Consider the following 11,576-nt stretch of genomic DNA (forward strand, 5'->3'; position numbering starts at 1 on the left):
TTCTTGTTGCGTGATGTTACAATTTGCCTTGCAAGTTCGGGGCACTGTTCCGTAACATCACGCGCCGGATTGCGGCCTACCTCACGTTGTCCATCTTATGACCATCCGCCGGAAGCTGTCTTTCCTTATCCTTGCGGTACTCCTGCCCGCGCTGCTCGGTATGGCTCTGGTCGCCTGGCAGATTTACACCACAGCGCGCAACGCGCAGGAACGGCAACTGAGCGAGGCGGCGCAAATGCTGTCGGTGCTGGTCGATAACGAACTGGAAAACGTGGAGGCCAGCCTGGCCGCGCTGGCCACTTCGCCCGCCCTCGACCGAGCTGACCTGGCTGCCTTCCATGCCCAGGCCAGCCAGGTGCCGGTAGAAGACAATGCCACCATCGTATTGAGCGATCTGGAAGGCTACCGCCTGCTGAACACCCGCGTTCCCTTTGGTGCGCCACTGCCGAAGGCGGTGTCCGCCGTACACCGCTACCGCACGGCGGCGGGGCCTGAAGGGCCGGTTGTGACCGACCTGTTTTACGCGCCGGTTGGGCGCAGTTTTGACTTTGCGGTACAAGTTCCGGTGATGCGCGGAGGCAAAGCCGTCTATTACCTGGCCATGGGCCTGCCCGCGGCCAGCCTGTCGCGGCTCGTGCAGAAAACCCATCTGCGCAAAAGCTGGCGGGGCACGGTGGCCGATCGCAATGGCATTATCATCGCGCGCTCCGCCGATAGCGCTCTCTATACGGGAAAACCGATACGCCAGGGACTGCGCAGCCACATCGCGAATGCGCCGCCGGCCGGCCTGTATTACGGCGTAACGCTGGACGGCCAGCGCGTGGTGACGTTTTACAGCCGCTGCCGCTCCGGCTGGACGGTGCTGCTCAGTGTGCCGCGCAGCGAACTGCGCCTGCCGGCTTACCGGGCCACCGCGATGGCGGTTGCCGTCATGCTGGCGGTGCTGGGTGTGGGCATGCTGCTTGCCCGTAAATATTCGCTGTCGATTACCGGGCCCATCTCCCGTTTGCGCCAACAGGCCGATGCGCTGGGAGCGGGCACCGCTGTTACGCCGATGGACAGCGGTTTTGTAGAAGCCGACCTCGTCAGCCGTGCCCTGGCCGGGGCAAGCGGCCAGATCGCCCGCCACCAGGAGGACTTGCAGCGCCAGGTCAGCGAAGCCGTTGCGGCCTCGGAGCGCGCCATGGTAACGCTTATGCATAGCCAGAAGCTGGAAGCGCTGGGCCGGCTTACGGCGGGCATTGCGCACGACTTCAATAATGTGCTGCAGACGCTGTCTTCCGGCGTTCAGCTTGCGCAACTGACCAGGGACGATGCACGCCGGGCCCAGTTGCTGGTGACTTGTCAGCAGGCAATCGAGCGCGCCGCCGCGCTGATCGGACAAATGCGGTCCTTCGGCCGGGCGCAGGAAGTGAATGCGCAGCTGGTGGTGGCCCGGGATACCTTGGCGGCGCTGCTGCCATTGCTCTACAGCTCCCTGCCGCGCGAAATCGCGTTGCAGGCCGACCTGGACAGTTCCGCATGGCAGGTACGGGTCGATACCACGCAGCTCGACATGGCGATTCTCAATCTGGTGATCAATGCGCGCGACGCAATTGGAGCCGCGGGGATCATCCACTTGTCGGCGGGCGACCTGGCGCAGGCGGTGCCGGTGGAGGGCGCCGAGCGCCGTGACTGGGTTCAGCTCGAAGTGCGCGATAACGGACGGGGCATGGACGCCGCCACGCTCGCAAGAGCCGTTGAGCCATTTTTCAGCACCAAGCCGCCGGACCGGGGCGGCGGGCTGGGCCTGTCGCAGGCATTCGGCTTCGCTACCCAGGCCGGCGGCCACCTGGTGCTGGACAGTACCCTTGGGCGCGGAACCAGCGTGTCGCTTTATCTGCCGCGCGTGGAGGAGGCCGGTAATGTGGGGCCCGCCGGCCAGGCCTTCACCGCGCTGGCGCGGGAGCCGAACAGCGTGCTCTTTGTAGAAGACGATGAACTGGTGCGCGAAACCGTGGTCGCCGGCCTGCGCGGTGCCGGCCTGGCGGTAAGCACGGCGGAGAACGGCGACGAAGCGCTGGCCTTCCTGCGCCAGAACGGGCAGGTGGAGGTATTATTTACCGATATTGTGATGCCGGGCAGCATCGATGGCGTGTCGCTTGCCCAGATTGTGCAGCGCGAGTTTCCGCAGGTCCGCATCATCGTAGCCAGCGGCTACCGCAAGATGCCGATTGCCCTGCAGGGAGTGACGCTGCTGGCGAAACCGTATGATTTGCAGGCGGCGCTTGCCGCCATTCAGCAGGAACTGCCGCCGTCCCCTTGAGCCGCGCCGCTGCCGGGCGCTTCGTATCCTGGTGCCCCGAGCCGGAATCGAACCGGCACGGCCTTGCGGCCAACGGATTTTAAGTCCGGTGTGTCTACCAATTTCACCATCAGGGCCTAGCCCGCTATTATGACATGCCTGTTCGATAACTTCCAGTCTTGCCCGGCGGCTTGGGCGGGTGGCGCGGATGGTGTAGCATGCTGGACGGCGCTGGGCTGGGCCTGCGCCTCATCCGGGAAATGAACCAAGCATGCAAATCAGAATTAACGACGAACTGCGCAAATATATCGATCCGCTGACCGAGGCGGAGCGGGCGACGCTGGAGCGCAGCCTGCTGGCCGAAGGCTGCCGCGATGCCCTCGTGCTGTGGGACGATGTGCTGGTGGACGGCCATAACCGCTACGACATCTGCCAGAAGCACGGCATTCCCTTCAAAGTCACCCAAAACACCAGCTTCCAGTCGATGGAAGACGTGATGCTGTGGATGATTGATAACCACCTGGGCCGCCGCAGCGTGTCCGACTTCCAGCGCGGCGTGCTGGCGCTGCGCCAGAAGGACATCCTGGCCAAGCGCGCCTTGCAGGAGGCAGAGCGCGCCAGGGCCGAAGATGCGGCCATTGCGCCGCCCGATCCGGAGAAGGAGCTTGCGCCGCCGCCCAAGGCGCGCACCTCGCGCGAGGATATTGCCCGCGCCGCGCGCCTGAGCAGCAATACCATCAGCCAGATCGAAAAGATCCAGAAAACGGCAACGCCGGAGCTGGTGGAGGCTATCCGCCAGGGCACCATTTCGATCAATGCCGCAGCTACCGTGGCTTCGCTGCCGGAATCCGAACAGGTGGCGGCGGTGGCGGGCGGCAAGGAACTGCTGCGCAAGGCGGCCAAGGAGATCCGCGAACAGCGCGCCGCTTCGCGCCCGCCGCGCTTGCCCAAGCAGGCCGTGAGCGAATCCGGCGAGCCGCTGAGCGAAGTGGAGCGGCTGCGCCTGGAAGTGGCCCAGCTTAAAGAAAAGAATGCCGCGCTGCGCGCTGAAAATGCCGAATTGCGTGAACGGATCGCGGCGCTGGTGGATGCATCCTGATTTCCTGACGGAGTAAGTTTATGCCAAGACTGAATCCCCTGGCGGCGGCGCTGTACGCCCTGCCGCTTGCCGTGATGGCGGCGCCTGCGCCTTCCAGCCACCTGTCGCCGCTGGAGTCCATGCGGCTGGAGCGCACCGCGAAGCGCGTGACCATCATGCGCGATAAATGGGGGATTGCACACGTCTACGGCAAAACGGATGCGGATGCCGTGTTCGGCATGCTGTATGCCCAGGCGGAAGATGATTTCAAGCGCATCGAGCTGAATTTCATCAATGCGATGGGCCGCCTGGCCGAAGTGGAGGGCGAGAAAGCGCTGTACCAGGACCTGCGCATGAAGCTTTTCATCACGCCGGAACAGCTGCAGGCGCAGTACAAGGAGAGCCCGCCTTGGCTGAAGAAGCTGATGGTGGCCTGGGCCGATGGCCTGAACTTCTACCTGCACAAGCATCCGGAGGTGAAACCGCGCCTGCTCACCCGTTTCGAGCCCTGGATGGCGCTCAGCTTCAGCGAGGGCAGCATCGGCGGCGATATCGAAACGATCGATGTGCGCCAGCTGGAGGCCTTCTACGGCAAGCAGCCGAAACCCACGCTGGCATTCAAAGGCAGCGACCTCGATCTGGAGCCCGCAGGGTCGAACGGCTTTGCCATTGCGCCGGCGCTGACGAAGTCCGGCCATGCGCTGCTGATGATCAATCCGCATACCTCCTTCTATTTCCGGCCAGAGATCCACGTCAGCAGCAATGAGGGCCTGAATGCCTATGGCGCCGTGACCTGGGGCCAGTTCTTCGTGTACCAGGGCTTCAACGACCGCCTGGGCTGGATGCACACTTCCGGCGGCGGCGATGTGATCGACGAATACCTGGAAACCGTGAGCGAGAAGGACGGCAAGTTCTTCTATAAATACGGCGCCGGGGAGCGTCCGCTGACGGTGCGCGAAATCCGCTTGCCGTACAAGACCGCCGGCGGCATGGCAGAGAAGCGCGTGACGGCTTACTTCACCCATCGCGGCCCCGTGGTGCGCGAGCAGGATGGCAAGTGGGTGTCGGTGGCGCTGATGAATGAGCCGCTGAAGGCGCTCACCCAGTCCTTCATCCGCACCAAGGCGCGCAATTACGCGCAGTTCTACAAGGCGATGGAGCTGCGTACCAATTCCTCGAACAATACGGTGTATGCGGATGCGGACGGGAATATCGCTTACTTCCACGGGAACTTCATTCCGGTGCGCGATCCGTCCTTCAATTTCACCAAGCCGGTTGACGGCAGCAACCCGGCCACCGACTGGAAAGGCCTTCACGCGGTGAAGGACACCATCCAGCTGTTCAACCCGAAGAACGGCTGGATCCAGAATACCAACAACTGGCCGTTCTCCGCCGCCGGCGCCTACAGCCCGCGCCCGCAGGACTATCCGGCCTATATGTCGATGAATCCCGAGAACGCGCGCGGCATCCATGCGGTGCGGGTGCTGCAGAACAGGAAGGACTTCACCATCGAGTCCCTGATCGCCGCCGCCTACGACAGCCAGATGACGGCCTTCGAACCCTTGCTGCCGCTGCTGGTGCGCGCCTACGACGAGGCGCCTGCGAGCGACCTGGTGAAGGCCAGCCTCACCGAGCAGATTACGCTGCTGCGCGACTGGGACATGCGCTATACGCTGACCTCCATTCCGACCTCGCTGGCCATCTTCTGGCTGCAGGACATGGTGAAGACGCACGGCCCGGCCGCAAAGGCGCAGGACATGCTGGTGCTGGACTACCTGGCCACGCAGGTCACGCCGCGCCAGCGCCTGGAGGCACTGAACCGCGCCTCGGACAAGCTGCAGTCCGACTTCGGCAGCTGGAAAACGCCATGGGGGGAAATCAACCGCTTCCAGCGCCTCACCGGCGACATTGTGCAGCCCTTCGATGACAGCAAGCCGAGTATTCCCGTGCCTTTCGCGTCCGGCAACTGGGGCGCGCTGGCCGCATACGGCATGGTGTCCGCGCCGCGCACCAAGCGCATTTACGGTGAACGGGGCAACAGCTTCGTGGCGGCCGTGGAGTTCGGCCCGCGCATCCGGGCGCGCAGCATCCTGGCCGGCGGCCAGAGCGGCGACCCGGCTTCGAAGCACTTCAACGACCAGGCCGAAATGTATGCGCGCGGGGAGTTCAAGGACGTGCTGTTCTACAAGGAAGACATCGAGAAGAATCTCGAACGCAAGTACGCTCCCGGCGAGTAAGCGCAGCTTTGCGCAAGCTCAAGCTGTTGTGCAGCTGACAAGCTGCGGCGCGGCTCATCCGGCGCAGAATGGTCCATATGACATTCGCGCCGGGAGGAGCCATGGCTTCGGACCCCCATCGCATCGAGGACTTCATCTTTGCCCGCGAGCTGAATGAAGTCTACCTGCTGCTCGACCACATCTCCGGCCGCTGGGACAAGAGCCTCTACGACCACGGCGACAAGAACGTGCCGCATATCCGCGATATCTGCCGCATCGGCCTCACGCCGGCGGATACGGAAAAGGGGCGCGTGCGGCAGGCCGTCCTGCTGCTGCGCGCCAAGGATATACTGAACGCCGCGGCCCGTCCCGCCACGGGCATGACGATCGCCTTTACGCTGCTGGTCATCGGCGAGGAGGACCGCCGCGAGCCGCGCCCGCGCTGGCGCAAGCTGCTCCGCAGGCAGCACCATGCCGCCGCCGAGGAGGAAAGGGATGGCACGGCCGCCCACCGCGTCAACGGCAAGGGCTCATCGATCGAAATGCCGACCCGCCTTACGCTTGCGCGTTGCGCGTTTCCGGGACTGGTCAATGTGGCGCTGCGCTTCAACCGCCATATCGCCCGCACGATATACGGGCTGATATTCATGCTCAGCTTCACCTGCTTTCTGTCATGGCATGTGATGGCGGGCAATCTCATTCTCCAGCATCTGGATGCGGCACGCGAGCAGCGCATCGCGCTGCTGAAGGAGATCGCGGAAGCGGAGCTCAAGTGGACGGGGGGCAAGCCGGATGGACCGCTGCCTGCGCTGCGCTTCTGCGCAGCCCAGCCGCCGCGCAGCATCGAGGAGGCGCAGCTGTGCGAGCGCCGCGCCTCGCTGGATAACCAGCTGGCCAGCTCGCGGCGCAACCTGCGGCAATGGCTGGCCGGGCCGAAGGCGCTCTACCATGCCGCCACCTTCTGGCTGCCTTCCGAACCGGCGCCGGACAATTACGAACAGCGGCGGCGCGGCAATGAGCAGCTGGCGCGCATCGTCACGCTGGTGGCCGGAACGGCGGTGCTGCCGCTGTGCTACGGCATCCTGGGGGCGGGCGCCTCGGTGGTGCGCACCATGTCTTCCAAAATCAGGGAAAGCCTGCTGTCGCCGCGCGACCTGAACCTGGCCCTGCTGCAGCTGGCTTTGGGCGCCACCATCGGCGCCTGCATCGGCCTGTTCGTCAATCCCTCGGGACCGGCGGGCGGCCACGACGTGGGCCTGCTGGGCAGCTGGGCCCTGAGCAGTTCCGCACTGTCCTTCATTGCGGGCTTCGGGGTGGAGGGCGTGTTCGTGGCACTGGAGAGTTTTGTCCGGCGCATCTTCAATATCCCGGACCAGGGCAAGCGGCCGTGATTTATAATGCTGCCCTTTACCCGAACCCCTTTACCGGAGGCGCCGTTGGCCCGTCTGTACTTCCGTTATTCCGCCATGAATGCCGGCAAATCGACCTACCTGCTGCAGGTCGCGCATAACTACAACGAAAACGGCAAGGAAGTGCTGCTGTTCACTTCCGCCCTGGACGGCCGCGAGGGCGTGGGCTTTATCGCCTCCCGCATCGGCCTGAAACGCGAAGCGCAGACCTATGATGCGGACAGCGATTTCTTCGAGCTGCTGGACGGAGTGGACGTGGCCTGCGTACTCATCGACGAAGCGCAGTTCCTCACCCACGACCAGGTAAAGCAGCTGCACCGCTGGGCGCACCAGGTGAATATTCCGGTGATGTGCTTCGGCATCCGTTCCGATTTCCGCGGCGAGCCTTTCCCCGGTTCGGCCGCACTGCTGGTGCTGGCGGATAACCTGGAAGAGATCAAGACCGTCTGCCGCTGCGGCAAGAAGGCCACCATGAATATCCGCACCAATGAAGACGGCAGCCGCGTGCTGGAAGGCGAGCAGGTGCTGATCGGCGGGAACAGCACCTACCGCCAGGTCTGCGCCAAGTGCTTCTATCAGGACGTCTGAGGCCTTCCCCGGCCCAGCGCCTGGACGGCGAGGGCGCCTACTGAGCGCAGGGCCTGCGCATCGGCGCCGCCTTTCGCGATCACCTTCATGCCGGCCAGCGTGGCAAGGATAAAGTCCGCGCCGGCTGCCGGGTCCAGCGCGGGATCGGCATCGCCCGCCGCTTTCGCCTGCTCCAGCAAGGCTATCAGCGATGTGCGCAGCGGTGCGCCGCTGCGCGCGCGCACCGCGTTCACTGCCTCATCCTGCAATCCCAGTTCACAGATGGAGTTGATGCCCATGCAGCCGAGGGCATTCTGTTCCTCGGGCCGCGCGGCGAAAGCCATCAGCATCGCCTCGATGGCTTCAAGGGGGCGGGCGGCGCGCATGCTCTGCACCAGTTCCGCCACGCTGGCTTCCGAATACAGGGCCAGCGCTTCCAGATAGAGCTGGTGCTTGTCGCCGAAGGTGTCGTAGAGACTCTGGCGGCCGATGCCCATGGCCTGTACCAGGTCGGCGGCGGAAGTGGCTGCATAACCCTTTTCCCAGAACACCATCATCGCCTTGCGCAAGGCGAGATCGCGGTCGAATTCCTTTGGTCGTGCCATGGGAGATTTCCAGGGAAAAGGGCGATTGTAAATCAGGCGGACATGCCGCCGTCAATCGTGAAGCTGGCTCCGGTGATGAAGCTTGTTTCGGGACGCACCAGGTAGGCCACCATATCGGCGATCTCCGCCGGGCTGGCCATGCGGCCGAGCGGCACCAGGCTGCGGATACGGTCGGCCATTTCGCCGGTGCCCGGCGTCATGTCGGTTTCCGTGGGGCCGGGCTGCACATTGTTGACCGTGATGCCGCGCTTCGCCAGGTCGATGGCGGCGCCGCGCACCATGGTGGCGACGGCGGTCTTGGTCATGCCGTACACGCCCGCGCCGGGGAAGCCCACGCGCTGGCCGGCCATGCTGCCGATGGTGATAATGCGGCCGCCTTCGCGCATCACGCGCGATGCGGCCTGGATGGCGGCGAAGGGCGCACGCACGTTCACGGCCAGCATGCGGTCGAAATCGTCGAGCGGGAATTCGTCCACGGTCGCCAGTTTGTAGATGCCCGCGCTGTTGACGAGGACGTCGAGGCGGCCGAAGGTCTCCACGGTGTGCTCCACCGCGGCGTGAATCGCCCCGGCATCGGCGCTGTCGGCCTGGATGGCAAGCGCCTTGCCGCCGGTTGCCGCAATGTCATCCGCCAGCGCCTGTGCGGGCCCGGCGGAGGCATTGTACGTGAAGGCGACGGCGTATCCGTCGGCGGCCAGGCGGCGGACGATGCCCGCGCCGATGCCGCGCGAGCCGCCGGTGACGAGTGCTGTTTTTTGAGTGCTGTTCATGGCTTTCCTTTAATTGAATGGTCGTTCCAGAACGAACTCTAGCACAATATTGGAACGATTGTTCAATTAATCAGCCGGGAGCTTGCGAAAGCCCACGGAAAGCCGGTTCCAGCTGTTGATGGTGTTGATGGCCAGCGTGATATCCGCCATCTGCTTCGGGCTGAAATGGGCGGCCAGTTCTTCATAGACGGCGTCCGGCGCGTGGGTGTCGGCAATGCGGGTCAGGGCTTCCGTCCACGCCAGCACGGCGCGTTCGGCGGGCGTGAAGAAAGGGGCTTCGCGCCATACCACGACGGCAGCGATGCGGCGCTCGGTTTCGCCGGCCTTGCGCATGTCGGCGCTGTGCATGTCAACGCAGAAGGCGCAGCCGTTGATCTGCGAGGCGCGCAGCTTGATCAGTTCCATCAGCACCGGATCGATGCCCAGCTTGTTGGTGGCCGTTTCCAGCGCGATCATGGCTTTCAGAACGTCTGGCGAGGCGGTGTAGAAATCGAGGCGTGCTTGCATGGTGGACTCCTTCAGTAGTTTGCGATGGAGTCCATTGTGGGCTGCCGCAACAGGGCTGCGGGTAGCCAATTCCGCCGATTTTTATGTGTCCATCTCCTGCAGGATGGCGAGCACGCGCGCCAGCGCCGGCGCGATGTCCAGCGTTTCGATGGCGCCAAAGCCCATCACCAGGCCGGGCAGCGCTTCCTGCTCCACATAGAAACCGCGGATGCTGTAGAGGCCCACGTCCACCCGCCGTGCCAGGCGCACCAGCAGCTCGATATCGAGCGGGTGCCTGGCCAATGCCGTCATGTGGAAGCCGGCGGTGGCGGGCACCAGTTCGAACCAGGGCGCCAGCGGGCCTGCGAAACCGCGCTGCAGCGCCTCGCGGCGGGTGGCATACACGGCGCCGAGCTTGCGCACATGGCGCAGCAGGGCGCCGTCTTCGATGAAGCGGGCGGCGGCGTGCTGGGTCAGGGTGGGGCTGTGCCAGTCGCTCAGGTGGCGCACCACATGCAGTGCTTCCAGCAGGGGCTCCGGCACGGCCATGTAACCGATGCGCAGCTCCGGCATCAGCACTTTCGACAGCGTGCCCACGTAGACCACCAGGCCGTGGCTGTCCATGCTTTGCAGCGAGTCCGCGGGACGGCCTTCGTAGCGGAAGGCGGAATCGTAATCGTCCTCGATGATCACGGCGCCGATCTCGCGCGCACGCGCCAGCAGGGCAGCCTTGCGGGCTTCGCTCATGGGCATGCCGAGGGGGAACTGGTGGGCCGGGGTGACGTAGATAAGCCGCGCATCGCGGGGAATCCGTTCGGCGACGATGCCTTCGGCGTCCACCGGCACCGGCGCCAGGCGGGCGCCGTGGCTGGCGAAGAGCTGGCGCGCGGCCGGGTAGCCGGGATCCTCCACGGCCACGCAGGCGCCGGGTTCGAGCAGCACGCGGGCCAGCAGGTCCAGCGCCTGCTGCGCGCCGTTCGTTACCATGATGTGCGCCGCATCCGTGGCCACCCCGCGCGCATAGGCCGCGTGGCGGGCGATGGCCTGCCGCAGTTCCGGGATGCCGGCGGTATCGCTGTAGCGCGTGCGGTGGGCACGCTCGGCGCGCAGCGCAGCGTTCACGGCGCGCCGCCAGTCATCCTCAGGAAAGTGCGGCGCAGCAGGGCTGCCGCCGATGAAGTCGTACTGCGCCCGGCCTTCCTTGGCGAATTTGCGCAGCGGATTGTCGAACTGCTTCCAGCGCGCCAGCGCGGCCGCAGCGGCCAGCGCCTGCGCGCGCGGCGCGGCAGGCCTTGCCGAAGGCGGGGCGTTGACGAAGGTGCCGCGGCCCGGCTGGCCGGCCAGCAGCTGCTCGTAACTGAGGCGGCTGTAGGCTTCCGCCACCGGCTTGCGCGAAATGCCCAGCTGCTGCGCCAGCAGGCGGGAAGGCGGCACCTGCTGGCCATGGGCCAGGCGGCCGCTCAGGATCGCCTCGCTCAGCTGGCGGTAGACCTGGGCCGCCAGGTCGCGCTTGCCCTCGATAATCAGGTGCAGTTCCATGGCGCCGATCTTAACCCATCAATTCTCCTTGAGCGCAGTGCCCAAAGCGGGTAGATTGGGCGCTCGAATGGAGGAGGCAAGACCGCGATGTCCCTGAGCTGCAATGCCCTTGCGCCGGCCTGGCTGTGCGCGCATCGCGATGTGCTGGTCTACCTGGGGCCGTCGCTGGCTTTGGCCCTGCTGATCCGGGCCCTGTCGCGGCGCTTCGCGCTATTCCATGTGTTCATGCTGGCGGGCACCATCTGCCATGAGCTGGCGCATTTCACGATCGGCCTCATTACCGGTGCGCGGCCCGCCTCGTTCACCGTGATTCCGCGCCGTTCAGGCAGGGGCTGGGAGCTGGGCTCGGTGGTGCTGACGCGGGTGCGCTGGTATAACGCCGCCCCCGCGGCGCTGGCGCCGCTGCTCATCATTGCCATTCCGCTGGCGGCGGCGCTGTGGCGCACGCAGCCCGGCTGGCGCTTCGAATCGCGCGATATCCTGCTGGCCTTCCTGCTGGCGCCGCAGTTCCTGTCCTGCTGGCCGTCGGCGGTGGACTGGAAAGTGGCGCTGCGCTCCTGGCCGGCCGCGGCGCTTGCCCTTTTGGCATGGGGCGCGCATTTAATGTGGGCTTAAGCCAGCT

The 11,576-nt window shown here is 65.1% G+C and carries 10 protein-coding genes and 1 tRNA gene; 6 read left to right on the forward strand and 5 right to left on the reverse strand.

The genetic code is table 11. The annotated features are described in order from the left end of the window. The first annotated feature begins 160 nt into the window (after window positions 1-160). Entirely contained in the window at window positions 161-2,305 is a 2,145-nt protein-coding gene (locus ACJRPG_RS07475) for a hybrid sensor histidine kinase/response regulator (RefSeq protein WP_407999436.1), read from the forward strand. 29 nt (window positions 2,306-2,334) lie between these two features. Here the strand turns inward: ACJRPG_RS07475 and ACJRPG_RS07480 are convergent. Further along, window positions 2,335-2,421: transfer RNA gene (locus ACJRPG_RS07480), tRNA-Leu, on the reverse strand. A gap of 134 nt (window positions 2,422-2,555) precedes the next feature. Between ACJRPG_RS07480 and ACJRPG_RS07485 the strand changes: the two genes are divergently transcribed. The 4 genes from ACJRPG_RS07485 to ACJRPG_RS07500 all read left to right on the forward strand — a co-directional run bounded on the left by ACJRPG_RS07485 (window position 2,556) and on the right by ACJRPG_RS07500 (window position 7,575). Then, on the forward strand, window positions 2,556-3,383 hold the full coding sequence (locus tag ACJRPG_RS07485; RefSeq protein ID WP_407999437.1) for a hypothetical protein: 828 nt from the start codon (window positions 2,556-2,558) through the stop codon (window positions 3,381-3,383). A 20-nt stretch (window positions 3,384-3,403) separates the two neighbouring features. Further along, entirely contained in the window at window positions 3,404-5,599 is a 2,196-nt protein-coding gene (locus ACJRPG_RS07490; RefSeq protein WP_407999438.1) for an acylase, read from the forward strand. A 101-nt stretch (window positions 5,600-5,700) separates the two neighbouring features. Next, on the forward strand, window positions 5,701-6,969 hold the full coding sequence (locus ACJRPG_RS07495) for a hypothetical protein (protein ID WP_407999439.1): 1,269 nt from the start codon (window positions 5,701-5,703) through the stop codon (window positions 6,967-6,969). Between the two features lie 45 nt (window positions 6,970-7,014). Continuing rightward, complete coding sequence (locus tag ACJRPG_RS07500; RefSeq protein WP_407999440.1) at window positions 7,015-7,575, forward strand: thymidine kinase; 561 nt, start codon at window positions 7,015-7,017, stop codon at window positions 7,573-7,575. Here ACJRPG_RS07500 and ACJRPG_RS07505 read toward each other — a convergent pair. From ACJRPG_RS07505 to pdxR, 4 genes are all read right to left on the reverse strand, one after another. Next, window positions 7,563-8,159: a TetR/AcrR family transcriptional regulator gene (locus tag ACJRPG_RS07505; protein WP_407999441.1), complete on the reverse strand. Its 597-nt coding sequence runs from the start codon at window positions 8,157-8,159 to the stop codon at window positions 7,563-7,565. The two genes, ACJRPG_RS07500 and ACJRPG_RS07505, sit on opposite strands and share 13 nt — an antisense overlap. A gap of 32 nt (window positions 8,160-8,191) precedes the next feature. Next, window positions 8,192-8,929, reverse strand: a complete 738-nt coding sequence (locus tag ACJRPG_RS07510; protein ID WP_407999442.1) for an SDR family NAD(P)-dependent oxidoreductase — start codon at window positions 8,927-8,929, stop codon at window positions 8,192-8,194. A gap of 66 nt (window positions 8,930-8,995) precedes the next feature. Further along, window positions 8,996-9,436: a carboxymuconolactone decarboxylase family protein gene (locus tag ACJRPG_RS07515; protein ID WP_407999443.1), complete on the reverse strand. Its 441-nt coding sequence runs from the start codon at window positions 9,434-9,436 to the stop codon at window positions 8,996-8,998. Window positions 9,437-9,517: 81 nt separating this feature from the next. After that, a complete protein-coding gene (gene pdxR, locus ACJRPG_RS07520; RefSeq protein WP_407999444.1) occupies window positions 9,518-10,954 on the reverse strand; it encodes a MocR-like pyridoxine biosynthesis transcription factor PdxR in 1,437 nt (478 codons plus the stop codon). 87 nt (window positions 10,955-11,041) lie between these two features. On the opposite strand from pdxR, the gene ACJRPG_RS07525 reads away from it, so the two are divergent. Further along, window positions 11,042-11,569: a M35 family metalloendopeptidase gene (locus ACJRPG_RS07525; RefSeq protein ID WP_407999445.1), complete on the forward strand. Its 528-nt coding sequence runs from the start codon at window positions 11,042-11,044 to the stop codon at window positions 11,567-11,569. Window positions 11,570-11,576: the final 7 nt, after the last annotated feature.

Source organism: Pseudoduganella rhizocola, from assembly GCF_045984285.3.
Taxonomy (GTDB): Bacteria; Pseudomonadota; Gammaproteobacteria; order Burkholderiales; family Burkholderiaceae_D; genus Rugamonas.